This is a genomic window from Tamaricihabitans halophyticus (assembly GCF_004340875.1).
GTDB classification, from domain to species: Bacteria; Actinomycetota; Actinomycetes; order Mycobacteriales; family Pseudonocardiaceae; genus Tamaricihabitans; species Tamaricihabitans halophyticus.
The window spans coordinates 72177-91716 of sequence record NZ_SLXQ01000019.1; the positions used below are offsets into that span (position 1 = coordinate 72177).

The 19540-nt window shown below is 66.3% G+C and carries 17 protein-coding genes; 13 read left to right on the forward strand and 4 right to left on the reverse strand.

Going from position 1 to position 19540, the window contains the following annotated elements; translation table 11 throughout:
* Positions 1–12 precede the first annotated feature (12 nt).
* A complete protein-coding gene (locus tag EV191_RS26620) occupies positions 13–2007 on the reverse strand; it encodes a S9 family peptidase (protein WP_132880423.1) in 1995 nt (664 codons plus the stop codon).
* A gap of 31 nt (positions 2008–2038) precedes the next feature.
* A complete protein-coding gene (locus EV191_RS26625) occupies positions 2039–3115 on the reverse strand; it encodes a TerC family protein (RefSeq protein ID WP_132880424.1) in 1077 nt (358 codons plus the stop codon).
* A gap of 255 nt (positions 3116–3370) precedes the next feature.
* Here EV191_RS26625 and EV191_RS26630 point away from each other — a divergent pair, with 255 nt between their 5' ends.
* The 5 genes from EV191_RS26630 to EV191_RS26645 all read left to right on the forward strand — a co-directional run bounded on the left by EV191_RS26630 (position 3371) and on the right by EV191_RS26645 (position 9039).
* Positions 3371–6238, forward strand: a complete 2868-nt coding sequence (locus tag EV191_RS26630; RefSeq protein ID WP_132880426.1) for an alpha/beta fold hydrolase — start codon at positions 3371–3373, stop codon at positions 6236–6238.
* A complete protein-coding gene (locus tag EV191_RS26635) occupies positions 6235–7191 on the forward strand; it encodes an ABC transporter permease (RefSeq protein WP_243659253.1) in 957 nt (318 codons plus the stop codon). Before EV191_RS26630 ends, EV191_RS26635 begins: the two co-directional genes overlap by 4 nt.
* 23 nt (positions 7192–7214) lie before the next feature.
* Complete coding sequence (locus EV191_RS30865; RefSeq protein WP_279388466.1) at positions 7215–7340, forward strand: hypothetical protein; 126 nt, start codon at positions 7215–7217, stop codon at positions 7338–7340.
* Between the two features lie 62 nt (positions 7341–7402).
* Entirely contained in the window at positions 7403–8395 is a 993-nt protein-coding gene (locus tag EV191_RS26640) for a MerR family transcriptional regulator (RefSeq protein WP_132880427.1), read from the forward strand.
* A gap of 47 nt (positions 8396–8442) precedes the next feature.
* Entirely contained in the window at positions 8443–9039 is a 597-nt protein-coding gene (locus EV191_RS26645; RefSeq protein ID WP_165913113.1) for a DUF3558 domain-containing protein, read from the forward strand.
* A gap of 8 nt (positions 9040–9047) precedes the next feature.
* Here the strand turns inward: EV191_RS26645 and uvrB are convergent, their stop codons facing one another.
* Positions 9048–11213: an excinuclease ABC subunit UvrB gene (gene uvrB / locus EV191_RS26650; RefSeq protein WP_132880430.1), complete on the reverse strand. Its 2166-nt coding sequence runs from the start codon at positions 11211–11213 to the stop codon at positions 9048–9050.
* An 87-nt stretch (positions 11214–11300) separates the two neighbouring features.
* Here uvrB and EV191_RS26655 point away from each other — a divergent pair, with 87 nt between their 5' ends.
* From EV191_RS26655 to EV191_RS26685, 7 genes are all read left to right on the forward strand, one after another.
* Positions 11301–11849, forward strand: a complete 549-nt coding sequence (locus EV191_RS26655; protein WP_132880432.1) for a ribonuclease FAU-1 family protein — start codon at positions 11301–11303, stop codon at positions 11847–11849.
* A 70-nt stretch (positions 11850–11919) separates the two neighbouring features.
* A complete protein-coding gene (locus EV191_RS26660) occupies positions 11920–12435 on the forward strand; it encodes a ribonuclease FAU-1 family protein (protein WP_132880434.1) in 516 nt (171 codons plus the stop codon).
* A gap of 175 nt (positions 12436–12610) precedes the next feature.
* Positions 12611–13519 (forward strand): ABC transporter ATP-binding protein, encoded by a 909-nt coding sequence (locus EV191_RS26665; protein ID WP_132880435.1) that lies wholly within the window; start codon positions 12611–12613, stop codon positions 13517–13519.
* A gap of 25 nt (positions 13520–13544) precedes the next feature.
* The gene (locus EV191_RS26670; protein ID WP_132880437.1) at positions 13545–14300 is read left to right on the forward strand and encodes an ABC transporter permease; all 756 of its coding nucleotides are present in this window, start codon (positions 13545–13547) and stop codon (positions 14298–14300) included.
* A gap of 2 nt (positions 14301–14302) precedes the next feature.
* Entirely contained in the window at positions 14303–15823 is a 1521-nt protein-coding gene (locus tag EV191_RS26675; protein ID WP_132880438.1) for an ArnT family glycosyltransferase, read from the forward strand.
* A gap of 14 nt (positions 15824–15837) precedes the next feature.
* Complete coding sequence (locus EV191_RS26680) at positions 15838–17109, forward strand: sensor histidine kinase (protein WP_243659254.1); 1272 nt, start codon at positions 15838–15840, stop codon at positions 17107–17109.
* Positions 17106–17741, forward strand: a complete 636-nt coding sequence (locus EV191_RS26685; RefSeq protein WP_132880440.1) for a response regulator — start codon at positions 17106–17108, stop codon at positions 17739–17741. Before EV191_RS26680 ends, EV191_RS26685 begins: the two co-directional genes overlap by 4 nt.
* Positions 17742–17783: 42 nt before the next feature.
* On the opposite strand, the gene coaE is transcribed toward EV191_RS26685, so the two are convergent.
* Positions 17784–18962 carry a dephospho-CoA kinase gene (gene coaE / locus EV191_RS26690; RefSeq protein WP_132880461.1) on the reverse strand — a complete coding sequence of 393 codons (1179 nt, stop codon included), beginning with the start codon at positions 18960–18962 and terminating at the stop codon, positions 17784–17786.
* A 186-nt stretch (positions 18963–19148) separates the two neighbouring features.
* Here coaE and EV191_RS26695 point away from each other — a divergent pair, with 186 nt between their 5' ends.
* Positions 19149–19364, forward strand: a complete 216-nt coding sequence (locus tag EV191_RS26695) for a hypothetical protein (protein ID WP_132880442.1) — start codon at positions 19149–19151, stop codon at positions 19362–19364.
* The last annotated feature ends 176 nt before the right edge of the window (positions 19365–19540 follow it).

Below are 19540 nucleotides of genomic sequence, written 5' to 3' on the forward strand. Positions count from 1 at the left end.
AACAGGCCGGTCTCAGCCGAGGTGCCGCTGCCACCATTCGAGGACCGCCTCGAACCGTTGCACCCGGTGCCGTGGTTTCCCGGACCGAGTCAGCTCGTGCCCTTCACCGGGAAACAGCAGTAGCTCCGCACTGACGCCGTTGCGGCGTAGCGCGACGAACATCCGCTGTGCCTGCTCGAGTGGGCAACGCCAGTCCTGTTCGGAATGCGCGACCAGGAAGGGAATCTCGATCCGCTCGGCATAGCTGAGTGGACTGTTCGCCCGCTGGACTTCCGGATCGGCACCGCAGTAGGCATCGGTGAACCACCAGCCGATGTCCGAGGAACCGGCGAAGGAATCCCAGGCGTTGACCGCCCGCTCGCTCCACGCGGCACGGAACCGGTCGCCGTGCCAAGCGGCAAGCCAGCTGGTGAGAAAGCCACCGTAGGAGCCGCCCATGACGCCAACCCTGGACTCGTCGCAGTCCGGCCGGGCCAGGGCAAGATCGAGTAGGGCCAATACGTCCAGCACATCGTCGGTGCCGAAGCGGCCGATAATCGACCGGCCGTGCGCCTGGCCGTACCCCGCTGAACCGCGTGGATTCGGCAAGACGACCGCGTATCCCGCCGCGGCATACACCTGTGCCTCGTCGAACAGTCCCCAGTCGTAGCTGCGGAACGGGCCGCCGTGAATCGTCAGCAACACCGGGTGCGGGCCGGGACCGCTCGGTCGCACCAGCCAGCCGTGCACCGGGTAGCCGTCGGGCGCGGTCCCGGTCAGCTCGATCTTCTCGGCCAACCCGGCATCCCGCAGCGGCGCGGACAGCGCGGTCAGCACCCGCGAGCCCGTCCCGTCCAGCAGCACGATCTCACCGGCGGAGTCCGGTGTGGACACGGTGCATACGACCCTGCCGTCGGATGCGGCGAACCCGGTCACCGCCGCCCGCTTCCCGGCAAGCACGTCGAGCTCGTCCAGCTCCGCGTTATGGGACCGCAATGGCACGGCGCGCAGTTCGACCGCACCCCGGTTGAGCACCGCGACCAGCGCACGATCACCGTCCACAACCGGCGCGCCGGCCTTCGGCTCGCAGTGGACTGTTTCGGCGTCAGTCAGCCTCCGTGGCGAGGCCAGCTCACCATCAAAAGTCGGCGTGACACGCCACAATCCGTCGTTGCGGGCGACCGCGTTGGTGCCGCGATACGCGCCGCCGAGATAGAGCAGCTGGCCGTCCGCGGTGAACACCAGCGAGCTCGCGTTTCCCTCGGTCCGGACGATCAGCACGGGGTCGCCACCCGCAACGGGGATCGCGTACAGGTCGTCGTGCAGCGACTCGCGCTCGCCCCAAGCGCGCATGGCCGCGACCACGACATGCTGACCATCGGGCGTCCACGCGGGGTCGTGCACGCTCACCCGCGCGTCGGTCAGCGGTTCCGTGTTACCGGTCACCAGGCCGTGTGGCCCGTTGTCGACCGGAAGGTCCACGAGAAACAGGCGGGCCGGCCGGTCCGCGAGGAATCCGATGTCGTCGAACCGATAGTCCAACCGGCTGAAGCGGCGGGGCGACTCCGCTCCCGCCGTACGCACCGCCCCGTCCGCGCCCTCGACGCCGTATCGACCGGGCTCGGGCACCCTGGCGGTGAACGCGATGCGCCGCGAATCGGGGGACCACGCCGGCCGCCCCGCGCCAAGCGGTAGTTCGGTCAGCCGTCGCGGCTCCCCACCCTCCAGCGGCATCACGTGCAGCTGCGGTGCCGCATCCATGACCCCCTCCGCGGAACGCAGGAAAGCCACCCACTGACCGTCCGGGGAGATCACCGGCACCGTGTCCAGGTCACCATGGGTGAACGGCCGAGCGGGCGCCGGATCGGCGGTAGCGGACCCGTCGCTCCGGCTCAGGTCGAGCCGGAGCAGGCCACCTCGATAGGCGTCGGCGCCGAGGTCCGGGCGGGAGGTGCCGAACAGCAGCACATCCCCGCACACGGTCGGGGCGCCGGGTACGGTGAGCAACTCGATGTCGTGGGGACGCACGCCGACGACCGTACCCGATCGTTAGCCTTGCTCAGGAGCTTTTCCCGGCATCTCCTTGCTCCTGCTCACTCGAGGGCACGATTGCGTTGCCCTCCTCCTGCGCCTGCCGCTCCTCCCGCTGCTCGGGTGCCTCGGCGCGCAGGTTCATCTGCATATGTGCCACGGACTCCGGGTCCCGACGGGCTTTCGCGATGCTGGCCACGGTCGTGACGGCCAGCACCACGACGATGACCCCGAGCGAGAGCCAGTTGTTAATGTCCAGCCACTCCGGCACGACGTGGTACTCGTGCAGCGCGTGCAGAACCAGCTTCACGCCGATGAAGCCCAGGATGATGGCCAGCCCGTAGGTCAGGTAGACCAGCTTGTTCACCAAGCCGCCGAGCAGGAAGTACAGCTGCCGCAGCCCCATCAGCGCGAAGGCGTTCGCGGTAAAGACCAAAAAGGCGTCCTGGGTAATCCCGAAGATCGCCGGAATCGAGTCGACCGCGAACAGCAGATCCGCGCTGCCGATCGCGATAATGACCACGAACATCGGCGTCAGCCACCGCTTGCCATCGATCTTCACGATCGATTTGTGCCCGTGATAATCCTTGGTCACCGGGAACGCCTTACGCACCCAGCGTACGACGGCGTTTTCCGGATCTTCTTCCTCGTCCTTCTTCCGCACCATGCTGTATGCGGTCCAGAACAGGAATGCGCCGAAGACGAAGAAGATCCAGACGAAGTTGTTGATCAGGCTGGCGCCGATGGCGATGAACGCACCGCGCATCACCAGTGCGATCACGATACCGATCAGCAACACCCGGTGCTGGTGGATGGCAGGCACGGCGAAGCTCGCCATGATGATCATAAAGATGAACAGGTTATCGATACTCAGCGAGTATTCGGTGATATACCCGGTGAAGAATTCGATGGCCGGACCATGTCCGCCGAAGTACCAGACGCCGAAGCCGAACAAAACCGCACATCCGATGTAGAAACAGACCCATCGGGCGGCCTCGCCGGTAGTCACCTCATGTGGTTTGCGATCAACGATGATCAGGTCGATCGCGAGCAGGACGACAAATCCACCAATTGTCGCCATCCATACCCAGAAGGGCACATTCATGTACTTCCGACCTCCGGTCTGCGGGATAGCCACGCCCCGGAGGTCTCTTCCACCGACTCAATATTGGGTCGACCAGCGCTGCCGGACCCCGATGAGGGGATCGTGTTGACGACATCGCCGCGAAGGAATACTCCCCTCCACGTTCGCGGCTCATTATCCCTTGTGGACAACCCAGCACGCCAGCAGGGCCGCCAGAGATGAGACGCAGCTAACCCACTAAGACGTTCTCAGCGAACGTCACATACGGTCGCATATGTGCCCCGACTCCGCCGCTCGAGAACCCGTAATGTCCTGTTGGTCGGTGTCATCCTGGCGGTAGCCGGCGCCGCCCTCGTCTGGTTCCGCAGCGAGCCAGCAGCAGCTCAGGTCAGTACCAGGGACGCGGTCATCGACGTCCAGGACGGGCCGAACCGGAACCAGGCAAACCAGCTGGATGCCACCATGTACGTGCCGGAGCAAACCCCCGCGCCGGCGATCCTGCTCGCGCATGGGTTCGGCGGAAGCAAGGACAGCGTTCAGCAGGAAGCCAGGGAGCTGGCCGAACGGGGCTTTACCGTGCTCGCCTACTCGGCGCGCGGCTTCGGGCGCAGTACCGGGGAGATCGCGCTGAACTCCCCGGACTACGAGGTTGCCGATGCCGGGCAGCTGATCGACTGGTTGGCCAGGCAGCCCGAGGTCGAGCTGGACGGCCAGAACGATCCGAAACTCGGCGTCACCGGCGCCTCGTACGGCGGCGCGCTCTCGCTCCTGCTCGCGGGCACTGATGAGCGGGTTGACGCGATCGCTCCCATGATCACCTACAACGATCTCGAACAGGCACTGGTGCCGAACGCGGGCACCACTGCGGAGCTCCCGAACACCCCGGCCGCGGGCGCCTTCGCGGACAACGGGGTCTTCAAACAGTCCTGGGCTGGCGTGTTCTTCTCGCAGGGTCTTGGCGGGGCGAGCGTGGGCAGTCCGCGCTCAGAGGCACCCGAGGCGGATGGGACGACGGACGACGAATCCGGCTCGGCGGGTGGTAGCGACACGGCGAGTCCGCCGGGACCGGCGCCAGGCCCGAGTCCGCCAGCCGCCACGGAGCAACTCGGTCCCTGCGGCCGCTTCCTGCCGGAGATCTGCGCCGCCTACACGGAACTTGCCACCACGGGCGAGGCGAGCGAGCAGACCAAACAGCTACTGCGCTCCCGCAGCCCTGCCGCGGTCACCGAGAACATCGATATCCCGACACTGTTGGTACAGGGCGAGCAAGACACTCTGTTCGGGCTCGACCAGGCGGACGCCACGGCGCGCCAGATCACCGAAGCCGGCGGCACGGTCCGCACGGTCTGGTATGCCGGCGGGCATGACGGTGGCGCACCCGGCCCTAGTCTGCGCGGCAAGGTCGCCGATTGGTTCACCGCCCGCCTTGTCGACGAACGTCCCGCCGAGGGCGGATTCGAATACGACGTCGAAGGCGCGCTGCGGGCTCAGGGCAGCCCGTCCATCCGCACGGTGACCGCGCCCGAGTACCCGGGGCTGACCGGATCGGACGCCACGTCTCTGCAGACCGTGCCGCTTCGTGGCCAGGAGCAGGCCGTGGTGAACCCGCCGGGCGGCAACCCGGCCAGCATCAGCAGCATTCCAGGGCTGAATTCGCTGGTTACGAGTTCCTCCCGGATCGCCGATCAGCTCGCGGTCGATCTGCCCGGCCAATCCGCCCAGTTCACCTCCGCCGAACTGGACAATCAGCTGCTCGTGACGGGCTCGGCCCAAGTGCGATTGCGGGTCGCGGCGGCCGACCAGAACAGCGCCGCGGACGGCGCCGTGCTGTTCGCGAAACTGTATGACGTCGGGTCGAACGGGACCAGGGTGCTGCCCGGTTCAGCGGTCGCGCCGATCCGGATCGATGAGCTTCCCGCCGACGGCAGCCCGGTCGACGTGACCGTGACGTTGCCCGGAATCGTCCGCCCGGTCGAATCCGGGCAACGGCTCCAGCTGAGCGTCACCACGACCGATCAGGCGTACGCGAACTCGGCGAACCCCGCCAGCTACCGGATCTCCCTGGCCGATGACCAGTCGATCCAGGTGCCGACCGTGCGCGGCGAGACATCGTCCGGGCAATCGCCGACCGGAGCGCTGATCGGCATCGGTGTGACACTCGGGATCGGCGCGCTGGCGGCGGTTCTCGGGGTACTGCGGCGCAGGGCCCGCGGGAAGGATGTGGCCGAGCGGACGGACCTGCCGCTGGTGATCGAGAATCTGTCCAAGGCGTACCCAGGCGGCCTCACCGCGGTCGACCAGCTGTCGTTCAGCGTCGAACCCGGCCAGGTGCTCGGCCTGCTCGGCCCGAACGGCGCGGGGAAAACGACGACGCTGCGCATGTTGATGGGGTTGATCTCGCCGACCGAGGGGACGATCCGGGTTTTCGGTCACCTGGCCGGCCCTGGTGCCCCTGTGCTGTCTCGAATCGGCTCGTTCGTCGAAGGAGCCGGTTTCCTGCCCCATCTGTCCGGTCAGGCGAACCTGGAGCTGTTCTGGGCTGGCACCGGCCGACCAACCGAACAAGCGCATTTCGCCGAGGCCTTGGAAATCGCCGGCCTCGGCGACGCGGTACACCGCAAGGTGCGCACCTACAGCCAGGGCATGCGGCAGCGCTTGGCCATCGCGCAAGCCATGCTTGGTTTGCCTGACCTGCTCGTACTGGATGAACCGACGAACGGGCTCGACCCGCCGCAGATTCACCAGATGCGCGAGGTGCTCCGCCAGTACGCGAGCACTGGCCGAACCGTGGTCGTATCCAGCCATCTGCTCGCCGAGGTCGAGCAGACCTGCAGCCACGTCGTCGTGATGCATCGTGGCCGGTTGATCGCCGAAGGGCCGGTCAACGAGGTCACGGCCGGCGGTGGCGCGGCCACCTTCCGGGTGGACGACACGGCCGCCGCCTCGGCCGTACTGAGCCGCCTCGACGGCGTTCAGGACGTGGTGACCGAGGCGGATCAGGTACACGCCGAGCTTGGCGATACCTCGCGGGCCGAGGCCGTACGCGAACTGGTCGGCGAGGGCGTCGCCGTACACCAGGCGGGACCCCGGCGACGACTCGAAGATGCCTTCCTGCAGCTCGTCGGTGAGGAGACCGAAGGGTGACCGAGAAACAGAGCCCACACACCTACGGCAACAGCCACGCGGTGCACACCGATCCGGCCGCGATCGATGACCTCACCGAACTGGCCAGTCACGAGCACAGTGGACATCAGCCCACTGGCGCGGTCGCTGGCTATCGCCCTGGACGCACGCTGCGGCTGCGCGTTGAGTTGGCTCGGCAATTGCGTCGGCGGCGGACCCAGCTGATTCTTGGCTTCCTGGTGTTGCTGCCATTCATACTGGTGATCGCGTTCGAGGTCGGCCAGGACGACCCGGACCGCCGGTCCGGCGGTTTCGTCGATCTCGCGACGGCCAGCGCGCCCAACTTCGTGGTGTTCGCCCTGGTCGTCTCGGGCAGTTTCCTGCTGCCTATGGTGGTGGCCCTGTTCTTCGGCGATACCGTGGCGAGCGAAGCATCGTGGTCCAGCCTGAAGTATCTGCTCGCGGTACCGGTGCCACGCCACCGGCTGCTGCGCCAGAAGGCGTTGGCTTCTGGGGTACTGGCGTTGTTCTCGCTTGCCCTGATGCCGGTGGTCGCGCTGGGTGTTGGCGTGGTCTGGTACGGCTCCGGCGAAGCCGTGAGCCCAACCGGGGACGCTATCCCGTTCTCGTCCGGTCTGCTCGCGATCGCGCTCGCCGTCTGCTACCTGGCGATCCACCTTGCCTGGCTCGCCGGCCTCGCACTGCTGCTTTCGGTATCCACCGATACCCCACTTGGCGCCGTCGGCGGCGCGGTGCTGGTGTCGATTCTGTCCCAGATACTCAATCAGATCACCGCGCTCGGGGATCTGCGTGAATTTCTGCCGACCCACTACGCGTTCGCCTGGACCGATCTGATCGCGCAGGACGTCGACTGGACTGATATCGCCAATGGCGCGCTCTCGGCCACCATCTACGCCACCGTGTTCGGACTGCTGGCCGCACGCCGGTTCACTACCCGCGACATCACCAGCTAGTTTCGGTACCGATTGACTCCGCTGTGGACAGTACCGGCGGCGGCGAGCACGTCGCGGGCATGACCGGAGGGCGGGGTGCCACCGAGGTAGCCAGAGCCAAGCTCGGCGACGCCATGCTGGCGCGCTACCTGGCCGCCCCGACGCGCTGAACGGGCGGCGCTCCGCGAGAATCGCCGGAGTTCCATCGGCCGGCTGGACGAGGGTGGATTCCGTGGGCGAGGCACAAGGGTGGTATTCGATCGGCGAGCTGGCCAGGCGCACTGGGCTGAGCGTCAAGACGATCCGGTTCTACGCCGACGCGGGGATCGTGCCGCCGACGGGTCGCACGGCGGCTGGATACCGGCGGTACGACATCACCGCGCTCAGCAGGCTCGAGTTGGTCCGCACACTGCGTGAACTCGGCGTGGGCTTGGCGGATATCCGTGATGTCCTTGACCGGACGACCACCGTGTCCGGGCTGGCCAGGACCCAACTGGAGCTGGTGGACGAGCAGTTGCGGACGCTGCGGGTTCGCCGCGCGGTGTTGCGCGCGGTAGTCAAGGTGGACAGCGGTGCGGCGGAGGCTCGGCTCATGCACAAGCTGGCCACCATGTCCGACGCGGAACGCGATCAGCTGCTCGACGAGTTCTGGGACGAGGTCACCGGTGGGCTACGGCTGGCTCCCGGCCTACTCGAATGGATTCGTTCGGCACGACCTCACCTACCGGACGATCCCACGTCTGATCAACTCGAAGCATGGCTCGAGCTTGCCGAGTTGGTGCGCGACGCCGAGTTCCGGCGTTCGGTTCGCGATATGTACGCCGCGCTCGCGACTCGACATCTGGCCCAGCAACCGGAGTCGGCGCCGGCGGCCGCCGAACGGTGGTGGTCAGCCCAGGAAGCGGTGCGCGCGGCGTACGACAGCGGGGAAAGCGCTGACGGAGCACACGCCCGGATGCTGGCTGACCGCATCGCGGCACTGTTCGCGGCGGAATACGGCGTCTCGGACGGGCCACGGTTGCGGGAGCGAGCCGCGAACGACTTCGAACAAGGATTCGATGAACGCGGCGAACGCTTCTGGGAACTCCTCGCGATCATCAACGACTGGCCACGTCGTACCCGAACCCTTGGCCCAGCTGCCAGCTGGCTGGCCGCCGCCCTTCGTGCCAGCGCACACTCACCGCAATTCAGCCAGCGAACAACGGAACCGGACGACCAGATGTGACATCTAATATGTAAATGTCACTTACTTGTCCCGACTGTGAGGCAGGCATGCGTCACCTGGTTCCCGTAGTTGCCGTCGCCGGGCTGATTGCCCTGGCTGGCTGCACGAACCCCGTCGCCGGCGACGCGATTGCCGGCGACACCACCCCACCACGCAGCAGCCCCAGTGAGCCGGCGGAACCCGAACTGCCACACAGCGGCGCGCCACAGGTGCCCAACCCGGCCGGCGAGCTCTCCCCTTCGATCTGCACGATGCTCACCGAGCAGGATCGGGAGAGTCTGGCTCTGGAGCCGTTTCCCGATCCCTATCCTTCGGAGGAAAATCCAGGCTGCAAATGGACTGGCGACAACTGGTCCAGTTTGGAGATCGAAGTACACGAGGATCAGCCAGCGGGCCTGAGCAGCGCGTACGCGAATCGCGACCGGTACGACTTCTTCGAGGAGCTTCCCCCAATCCGCGGTTTCCCCGCCGTCGCCCTAGGCGACGATCGCGATATCGAGTTCGGCGACTGCACCGTCCAGGTCGGGGTACGCGACGACCTCATGATGAGCGTGACTTTGGAAAACGTGAACGGCACGCCGGATCCATGCGGAAGGTCTGAACACGCGGCCACCTTGGTTGCCAGCCAGATCCCCGCCCGGTAGTGACCTGATCAGCTGATCCCGGCGGCATCCATACCGCGCAGTTCCTTCTTCAGCTCACCGATCTCATCCCGCAGCCGGGCAGCAAGCTCGAACTGGAGATCGCGGGCCGCCTGCATCATCTGGTCGGTCATCTGCTGAATGAGATCGGCCAACTCGGCTCGCGGCATCGTCGACGGATCCTTGTCGGCGAACAGCCCGGAGCTATGACTGCTGGTGGCCTCACCCGACGGCTTCTTGCCGCGGGACACGTTGCGCCCGGAACCGCCGACCGGCACCTCCGCGGTGTCCGAATCGGATGCTTCGTCGTAGACCCTGTCCAGAATATCGGCGATCTTTTTGCGCAGCGGCTGCGGATCGATGCCACGCTCGGTGTTGTAGGCGATCTGTTTGGCTCGCCTGCGGTTTGTCTCATCGATCGCGTTCCGCATCGAGTCCGTGGTGGTGTCCGCGTACATATGCACCTGGCCGGACACGTTTCGCGCGGCACGACCAATGGTCTGGATCAACGAGGTCTCCGAACGCAGGAACCCCTCCTTGTCCGCGTCCAGAATGGCCACCAGCGACACCTCGGGCAGATCCAGCCCCTCCCGCAGCAGGTTGATACCGACCAGCACGTCGTAGTCCCCGCTACGCAGCTGACGCAGCAGCTCGACCCTGCGCAGGGTGTCCACCTCGGAATGCAGGTACCGCACCCGGATTCCGAGTTCCAGCAGGTAGTCGGTGAGGTCCTCGGCCATTTTCTTGGTCAGCGTGGTCACTAGCACACGTTCATCCCGCTCGGCACGGGCGCGGATCTCGTGCACCAGATCGTCGATCTGGCCCTCGGTGGGTTTGACGATCACCTCGGGGTCCACCAGGCCAGTCGGTCGAATGACCTGTTCGACGAACTCGCCGCCGGTCTGGCCCATCTCGAATGGCCCCGGAGTCGCCGAGAGGTACATCGTCTGGCCGATCCGGTCGGCGAACTCCTCCCAGGCCAGTGGCCGGTTGTCCAGCGCGCTCGGCAACCGGAAACCGTGCTCCACGAGAGTACGTTTCCGCGAGGCATCGCCTTCGAACATGCCACCAATCTGCGGCACCGTTACATGCGATTCGTCGATAACCAGGAGGAAGTCCTCCGGGAAGTAATCGAGCAACGTGGCGGGCGCCGAACCCGCCTCGCGGTCGTCGATATGCCGCGAGTAGTTCTCGATCCCGGAACAGAAGCCGACCTGGCGCATCATCTCGATGTCGTACTGGGTACGCATCCGCAGCCGCTGCGCCTCGAGCAGCTTGTTCTGCCCCTCCAGCTCGGCCAGCCGTTCCTCGAGCTCGGACTCGATACCGCGGATCGCTTTCTCCATCCGCTCTGGGCCGGCGACGTAATGAGTCGCGGGGAAGATCCGCAGATCATCGACTTCCCGCACGATCTCACCGGTCAGCGGGTGCAGATAGTAGAGCTTCTCGATCTCGTCGCCGAAAAACTCGATGCGCACGGCTAGTTCCTCGTAGGCGGGGATGACCTCCACGGTATCCCCGCGCACGCGGAAGGTTCCGCGCGCGAACGCGATGTCGTTGCGGGTGTACTGCACGTCCACCAGCGCCCGCAGCAACAGATCCCTTTCGACCTCCGCTCCCGCGCTGAGCTGGATAGATCGATCCAGGTAGGACTGTGGCGTACCCAAGCCGTAGATGCAGGAGACCGAGGCAACCACGATCACGTCCCGCCGGGAAAGCAGGTTCGAGGTCGCCGAATGGCGCAGCCGCTCCACGTCGTCGTTGACCGAGGAATCCTTCTCGATGTAGGTATCGGTCTGCGGAACGTAGGCTTCCGGCTGGTAGTAGTCGTAATAGCTGACGAAGTACTCGACGGCGTTATGCGGGAAGAATCCGCGCAGCTCGTTGGCCAGCTGCGCCGCCAGCGTCTTGTTCGGCGCCATCACCAACGTCGGCCGCTGGACCCGTTCGACCAGCCAGGCCGTGGTCGCGGACTTACCGGTACCCGTGGCCCCGAGCAGGACCACATCCCGTTCGCCGCCGTTGATCCGTTCGGCCAACTGCTTGATGGCCTCCGGCTGGTCGCCGGAGGGTTCGTAGTCGGCGACCACCTGGAACCGACCGTCCGCGCGGGGGATATCCCCCACCGGCCGGAACCTCGACTGGGCGGTCACCGGATATTCGGTCGCGAATGCCACGTCACCAGCCTAGGCGTATGGTCCGACAGTTTCAGCCTGACCCGGTTCGCTCGCGCGATGTCGACCTGAACCGCCATGATGGTGCGCATGAGCAGTGAACCGGCCGCGATTCACCCGCCCAAGATCGAGATCTTCGATATTTCGAACAACACCAACACCGATCCGAAAGGCGTGGTCCGCGCCGTCGACGAGTACCGAGTCGAGCCGTACGGTCTTTACCTGGCGCGCGCGACGCCGGGCCGTACCCAGTTCCACTATCTCGAATCGTGGCTACTACCTGATCTCGGCTTGCGTGTCACGGATTTCTGGTTCAATCCCGGACACGCCCGCCCACAGGACTTCTACCTGGATATCGTGCGTATCGAGCGCGATGCCGAACGCTGGCGCAGCACGGATCTCTATCTCGACCTCACGGTGCGCGCCGCCGATCACCGGCTGGCCGTCCTGGATACCGACGAACTGCTGGCCGCATTACGGGCAGAGCTGATCGACACCGCGACGGCCAGCTACGCGCTGGAGGCCGCGTACCGGGCGATTCACGGGCTTGCCGCGCATGGCTACGACCTGCCTGGCTGGCTCGCGACGACGGGCTGTCCGACGAGCTGGCGCCGCCGGGTTTCGCGGCCAGCTGGCTGATACCGGAGCGAGCGGATGCCGGCACCCCTGCGAGCGGTGCTTGGCACCGGTGCCGCTACTCTGTCCGCGCGTGGGAACGGCTATCACCCCGCAGCTCGCGGACACGATTGATCATGCGCAGTCCATCCGCCATTACTCCTCCGGCAACAGCAGGCGGCTACGGTTGTGCCGGGCGGAACGCTGGGGTTTACGCGCCGAATGCCCTACTCCGGAGGACCCGTTCCATGCCTCGGAAACCACCTGGCTGCTGCCAGCCATCGGGATTCGGCTGACCCGGCAACAGCCGCGATCCATACATTCGCCTGGCGCGAGCGTGCTGACCGCCGTGCGGATCCGGGTCGACGGAACCCGGTGGTACAGCGCGGATCTGCTGCTCGGCCTCGCGGTTCCCGCCGGCTGCGCCGCGCGGATCGCCCGCTCCGAGGAATTCGCCGCGGCCGTCGCCAGTGGCTTGATCCGCGGCACGGACGCGGACTTCGCGTTGCGAACCGTGCACCGGACACTGGATGAGCTCTGCCGGTGCCGGCACGACGTCAGTTCCTGGCTCGCGGCGCACCGGGTCTTTGAGGTCTGGCCGCCCATGTAACCAGGCCCGGTGGCGAAACGAGGTGGGCTGGTGGAATTCGGCATCAGCCGATCGGTGGATACCGAATTCCACCTCGTCGCAGTGCGATCCTGTCGCCTTGGTCGATCCCCTTGGCAAGGATTCTCGGAAGACTTCTCCGTACGGATAACCACGGCCCTGCGGAGGGGAACACGTCATGGCGGTCATCGAGATCGACGGGCTGCACAAACGCTACGGCGACACCATCGCGGTACGGGATGTGTCGTTCGCCGTCGACGAAGGCGAGATATTCGGCATTCTCGGTCGTAACGGCGCCGGCAAGACCACCACGGTCGAATGCCTTGCTGGGCTGCGCCGGCCAGATGCCGGCATGGTTCGCGCGCTCGGGCTGGACCCGCAACAGGATCGGTCCGCGTTGCGCCAGGTGCTCGGGATCCAGCTGCAGGCAAGCAAGATCGCGGAAAGGCTGCGGGTTCGGGAGGCGCTTGATCTCTTCGCTTCGTTCTACGACAAGCCGGCGGATATCGATGAACTGTTGCGCCTGCTCGATCTCGAGGAGAAGCAACACACTCAGTTCCGCAGGCTTTCTGGTGGGCAACAACAACGGCTGTCCATCGCGCTCGCGCTGATCGGCAATCCGCGCGTCGCGGTACTCGACGAACTCACCACCGGTCTCGATCCTCGGGCCCGTCGGGACACCTGGGAGATGATCGAGCGGGTGCGCGCCAGTGGCGTCACGATCGTGTTGGTCACGCACTTCATGGCCGAGGCGCAGCGGCTGTGCGACCGGATCGCGGTGATCGACGCCGGGTCAGTGGTGGCGATCGACAGTCCTGCCGGCTTGGTCGCGCGGGTGGATACCGGGCAGCACCTGTCCTTTCGTCCGTCCACGCGGTTCGACCTCGCGATGCTCACCGAGCTTCCGGAAGTGCACGACGCGCGCGAGGACGACGGGCAGATCCTTGTCACCGGCGGCACCGAGCTGGTGCAAGCCGTCACCGCGGTGCTCGCCCGCAATCACATCGTCGCGCACGAGCTGCGGGTCGATCAGGCCGATTTGGACGATGCGTTCGTCGAGCTGACCGGCCACCGCTTCGATTCCTGAGTTCGACCACCAACAGGGGATATCCATGTCCGCATCCATACCGGCACTACGCAAACTGACTACCACCGAGACGAAGCTGTTTCTCCGTGAGCCGGCCGCCGCGGCCCTCACACTCGGGCTGCCGCTCGCCTTGCTCACCATCTTCGGGCTGATCCCGACCATGCGGGAACCCAGCGCCGAGTTCGGTGGCACCGAACCGTTTTCCACGCTGATCGCGCCCATCGCGGTGAGTATCACGATCACCATGCTGGCCATATCCGCCTTTCCCGGGTTCCTCGCCGGCTACCGCGACAAGGGCATGCTGCGCAGGCTGTCGGTCAGCCCGGTACATCCGGTCAACCTGCTGTTGTCGCAGCTGTTCGTGCATCTGATGGCCGCCGTCGTGGCGATCGGTCTGGTACTGGCCGCTGGCTTCCTGGTGTTCGATCTTCGCTTGCCCGGCAACATGGGTGGCTGGTTCCTCGTGCTCGTGACCGGAATGTTCGGCCTGTTCTCGATCGGTATGTTGATCGCGGCGGTAGTCCCGAACGAGAAGGCGGCCAACGGGGTTGGCATGGCTGTATTGCTGCCCATGCTGGCGCTCGGTGGCGTATGGCTGCCCGTGGAGATGTTTCCCGACTTCCTGCAGCGCATCGCTGAGGTGTTGCCGCTCGGCGCGATGCTCGCCGGGTTCCGGGAAACCTGGGCAGGTGGCGCGCCAAGCGCCGTCGCGCTGATCTCGCTGCTTGCCTTCGGGGTGGTCACCACCGCGGCGGCGGCCCGACTGTTCCGCTGGGAGTGACCATGGCCGCGATAACGGCGCTGCCCACGCAGCGCGCACAGCTGCCCACGTTCGCCCGCGGTGGCGTGCTGACCATTGCCGGGATCGTCGGGCTGGCGCTCCTGCTGACCAGCGGCAGGTATGGATACTTCCTCGACGAGCTGTACTTCCTGGCCGCCGGCCGTCAGCTGGATTGGGGGTACGCCGACCAACCGCCCTTGCTGCCGTTGCTCGCCCACCTCATGGACAGCATCGCACCGGGGTCACTGGTGGTGCTGCGGCTGCCCGCGACCCTGCTCACCGCGGCCGGTGTGGTGGTCACCGCGCTCATCGCGCGCGAGTTGGGCGGCAGGCGGCGGGCGCAGCTACTCAGCGCCAGCGCCTTCGCCTGCTGCCTCCAGTTTCTCGGCACGGGACACCTGCTGGCCACCTCGACGATCGACCCGTTCCTGTGGACGGTGCTGACCCTCCTGCTGGTCCGCTGGATCCGCACCCGCGCGGACGGGCTACTCGTCTGGTCTGGCGTGGTCACCGCGCTGGCGCTCAACACGAAGTTCCTGATCGTTGGTTTCTGGCTGGTCGCCGGCTGTTGTCTGCTGTTCTTCGGCCCGCGAACACTGCTACGCCGACCAGCGTTGTGGATCGGTGCCGCGATCGCCGCGATCGGTGTCCTGCCAACGGTGCTGTGGCAGGCGTTCAACGGCTGGCCACAGCTGACCATGAGCTCGGCCATCGACGAGGAGACGAGCGCGGTTGGTGGTCGGCTGCTGTTGTTGCCGACCGGGATTCTCTCGGCCGGGATGCTGGCCGGCGCCGTACTCCTGATCTATGGCTGCTGGCAGCTGCTCCGTACTGACGCGCTGCGCCCCTATCGGTTCCTCGGTGCCACGCTGCTCGGTCTGGCCGTGCTGTTCCTAGTCGCCGGCGGGCGCCACTATTACATCGCCGGGATGTTCCCGATCTGCTGGGCGGCCGCGGCGGTGACGATCGAACGGCGACCGCCGGCCCGCTGGTGGCGCTGGGTGCCAACCTGGCCAAGCATGGTCGCCAGCGGCTTGATCGCCGTGATGTTGACGCTACCGGTCTGGCCGGAGTCGTGGGTACGGAGCGGCTCAGCGCCAAACGCAACGCGATTTCTCGTGGCGGAGATCGACTGGCCGCGGTTCACCGAGTCGGTTGCCGAGGCTTGGCAGGCGATTCCGGCCGAACAGCGATCGCGTACGGCGATCGTGACCGAACTGTACTGGCAGGCCGGCGCACTCTCGCAGTACGGCCCACAGCATCAACTACCCGAGCCGTACAGCGGTAACCGAGGTTACTGGACCTTGGGCAGCCCGGCCGAACAGGCGGATACCGTGTTGTACGTGGGCACCGACCCGACCGTGCTCCGGCGACATTTCGAGACGGTGCGGCAATTGCGGCCAGCGGCTTCTCCGGCAAGCGTCGCCGACTTCGGACGATCCGCGCCACTCTGGCTGGCCAGCGGGCCAGACCGCTCCTGGGCCCAGTTGTGGCCCGAGTTCCGCGAGTGGGCGCTGCCGTGAGCGATAATGCCACGGTGAGTGCAGCAACAGGCCAGCCGGTATGGCCCCGCGCGACCTCGAGCGTGCCTGGATTTCCCGGCGAGCCGTGGGCCAGCCGGTTCATGTTCAGCTGCGCCTACGTGCTGCTGGCGATCTCCGCCAGCGTGAGTTTGCTCGCCGGCACGTTTACCGAAGAGCAGCGGCTGACCATCGTCGCGCTGATCGGCGCGGCGGCGTTCGGGGAGCTGCTCAGCTTCACCCTGCCGCCAGCGTGGTGGCGCGAAAGCATGCTCGGCAGCCTGCTTTCCTTCGCCGTACTGTGCACCACGAGCGCCTTACTGATCCTGCAGGACCCGATCTTTCTCCTGTTCGGGATCACCGGTTTCTTCCGTGCCCTCATGCTGCGACCGCCGGCCGTGATGTTCCTCGGGCTCACGGCCACCGCGGTGGTGGTACACACGTTTCCGGTGGGCGGGCCAGTTGTCGCGCTGACCGACAAGCCCGCGCTGTATCTGGTGATCCTTACCGTGCAGGTGGTCAGTGTCGGGCTCGGCGCGTTGGCCTCCCAGTACGTACACGACCAGAACGAGGAACGCCGACGTACCGTCAAGGAACTCGAGGCCGCGCTCGAGGAAAACGCCGGGCTGCACGCCCAGCTGGTGACTCAGGCTCGGGAGGCGGGGGTGCTGGACGAGCGGCAGCGGATGGCCAGGGAAATCCACGACACCCTGGCACAGAGCTTCACCGGTATCGTCACCCAGCTGGAAGCGGCCGACCGGCCACACACCGAAACATCGCAGTGGCGGGCGCATGTGGACCGTGCCCGCATCTTGGCCCGCGAGGGTCTGGCCGAGGCACGGCGTTCGGTGCAGGCACTACGTCCGGAATCGCTGGAACGACATGCCTTGCCGGTCGCACTGGCCGAGCTGTCCGAGCGGTGGGCCAGGGACGCCACGGCCGAACTGTCCTTCGAGACCACGGGAGAAAGCAAGCCGATGCTCGCCGAGATCGAACTGGCGCTCTATCGCGTGGCACAGGAAGCGTTGACCAACGTCAGCAAACACGCGAAGGCCGGCAAGGTCGGCATCACGCTGTCCTATATGGACGATGTGGTGCTGCTCGATGTCCGTGACGACGGCACGGGTTTCCAGCATCGCGCGCATACTGGCGGGGAGCAGGGGTTCGGGTTGAACACCATGCGACAACGGCTGCAGCGCGTGGCCGGCAACCTCGAAGTGGAAAGCCGGCCCGGCGAGGGAACCGCGATCAGTGCCAGCGTCCCAGCGATTCTCGCGGAGGCCCGATGAGCGCCAACCGGCCAATCCGGCTGCTGATCGTCGATGACCATCCGATCGTCCGGGATGGCTTGCACGGAGTCTTTCACGGTGATCCGGCGTTCGAGGTGCGTGGCGAGGCCGGCGACGGCGCCGAGGCGCTTGAGTTCGTCGCTCGCGAGGAGATCGATGTGGTGCTCATGGATCTACGGATGCCCAGGATGGGCGGCGCCGCCGCGATCGAACAGCTGCGGACCAGCGCACCTCGTACCCGGGTCCTGGTGTTGACCACGTATGACTCCGACGCCGACGTACTACCGGCGATCGAAGCGGGTGCCACCGGTTATCTACTCAAGGACGCGCCGAGGGAAGAGTTGCTCCGCGCCGTACATGCCGCGCATCGCGGTGAGGCGGTGCTTTCGCCGTCGGTCGCCAGCCGGTTGATCGGTCAGGTCCGCCAACCGAGCACACCGGACGCGCTCAGCCAGCGCGAGTTGGAAGTACTGCGCATGGTCGCCAGTGGCACGACCAACCGGGAAGCCGCCGCGAAGCTATTCATCAGCGAAGCCACTATCAAAACGCATCTGCTGCACATCTACGCGAAGCTGGGTGTCCGGGATCGCGCCGCCGCGGTGAGCGCGGCACATCAGCGCGGCTTGCTCTGAAGCTCCGGGTCCGCGGACCGCGAGATCCCTAAAGATTGCGATTCAGCGCCAACCGGTTTCCTTCGCCCAATCCTCGGCCCGCCGCAGCGCCGCACGCAGGAATGGGGTCTTGTCGGTCGCGTAGTCATCCATCCGGGTATAGCGGTTGCGCTCGGCCAGCTGCCGTTTGATGTCCGCGTAGGCCGTCACTTGCTCGGGGTGCTCGCGCAGCCAGTCGCGCAGCAACAGTGCCTCCCGCCAGGCAGGGGAATCGGCTGGCCGGATATGGCAGTTCACCGCGCGCCCCGGATCCGCGTTCACCGCAAGCGCCTTATCCCATTCCGTACCGTCCTGCGCCGTGTCGGTGAAACCTTCGCTGTTACGTACCAGGCCGACGTCGATGAGCTCATCGGCGAGCCGATTGGCCGCGGCCAGATCGGACACGACGACCTGCAGGTCCAGCACATCCTTCGCGGCGAGCCCCGGCACCGCGGTGGAGCCGATGTGGTCGACGCGGTGCGCCCGCTCCCCCGCAACCACATTGATCCGGTCGATCTGCCGCGCCGCCTGCGTTGGCCAGTTCGGATCCGACGTACACAACATCGGCTGCGAATCCCGGGCGGCCGCTCTGCGCAGCCGCAGATTGCCTTCGAAGCCGACCAACCGGTCCGCCCACAGCGCATCGACCTCGGCCAGCACCAGATCCCGCGTGCTGCCGTTGTTCAGCCAGACATCGGCGGCGCGGCGTCGTTGCTCCTCGGTTGCCTGCGCCCGAATCCGCGCCCGCGCGTCCTCCTCCGGCATGCCGCGCGAGCTGACCAGCCGGTCGATCCGGGTTTGCTCCGGAGCGTCCACCACCAGCACCACGTGGTAGTTCGCCCACATTCCGTTCTCCACAAGGAGCGGCACATCGTGGACCACAATCGCATCCGGCGCCGCTTCGGCCATCAACTCCGCGGTACGCGCGCCGATCCGCGGGTGCAGGATGCCGTTCAACCTCGTGCGCGCGGCGTCATCGGCGAAAACCAACCGTCCGAGCGCGGGACGGTCCAGCGTTCCGTCCGCGGCCAGCACCTCGCCGCCGAAAGCATCGACGACCTCGGCAAGCCCGGCCGACCCCGGCTCCACGACCTCCCTGGCGATCTGGTCGGAATCAATCAGCACCGCGCCATGTTCCGCGAGCCGGTTCGCGATCGTGGATTTCCCCGCCCCGATGCCGCCGGTCAGCCCTACTCGCAACATGGCGACCATCTTCGCAGGGACCGCCCCGTCGTTGACCAAGACCGCCACGAAGCACAGCTGTGTCGATACGCGCAAGTTCCACGGCGCTGGTTTTGACTATGTGGGTGACACGCCCACCGGCCTACCACGGATTTGGCCCGGTAGCGCGTACGGTGCCGGCAGCAGAGTCACGCGAGCGGAGGTCTGATGCGCGCCAGGAGCAGGCAACCGGGCAAGCACCGGCTGGGTACGCCGGGCCTGGTGCACTGCGTGCTGTACCGACCGGTCGCGACGGCGCTCGAGGAGTACCGGCGGAACTGGTTCACCGCCATCCTGGTGCCCGCGAAACACAGCATCGCTGGACTTCGCCGGCGCGCCCGTCTTGCGGCCCGCGAGCGCGCCTGGGCCCCAGCGACCTCCTGAGCGCGAGCGCAACCGCCTGACTCCGCAGACCACGGTTCCGCACCAGACCAAACAGATACACGAAACGCCCGACCGGATCTTGGCGGTTTCAGGGGGTCGACGCAACACTGCTGTTAGTTGGTGGTGATTAGATCACGCAGACGCTCGGCTGGGGTATCCCAGCCGAGCGTTTTGCG

Excerpts from the sequence above, each read along its gene's own strand:
- EV191_RS26625 (WP_132880424.1), bottom strand. The coding sequence starts at position 3,115 with ATGAATGTGCCCTTCTGGGTATGGATGGCGACAATTGGTGGATTTGTC.
- EV191_RS26645 (WP_165913113.1), top strand. The coding sequence starts at position 8,443 with ATGCGTCACCTGGTTCCCGTAGTTGCCGTCGCCGGGCTGATTGCCCTG.
- EV191_RS26655 (WP_132880432.1), top strand. The coding sequence starts at position 11,301 with ATGAGCAGTGAACCGGCCGCGATTCACCCGCCCAAGATCGAGATCTTC.
- EV191_RS26665 (WP_132880435.1), top strand. The coding sequence starts at position 12,611 with ATGGCGGTCATCGAGATCGACGGGCTGCACAAACGCTACGGCGACACC.
- EV191_RS26670 (WP_132880437.1), top strand. The coding sequence starts at position 13,545 with ATGTCCGCATCCATACCGGCACTACGCAAACTGACTACCACCGAGACG.
- EV191_RS26675 (WP_132880438.1), top strand. The coding sequence starts at position 14,303 with ATGGCCGCGATAACGGCGCTGCCCACGCAGCGCGCACAGCTGCCCACG.
- EV191_RS26685 (WP_132880440.1), top strand. The coding sequence starts at position 17,106 with ATGAGCGCCAACCGGCCAATCCGGCTGCTGATCGTCGATGACCATCCG.
- coaE (WP_132880461.1), bottom strand. The coding sequence starts at position 18,962 with ATGTTGCGAGTAGGGCTGACCGGCGGCATCGGGGCGGGGAAATCCACG.
- EV191_RS26695 (WP_132880442.1), top strand. The coding sequence starts at position 19,149 with ATGCGCGCCAGGAGCAGGCAACCGGGCAAGCACCGGCTGGGTACGCCG.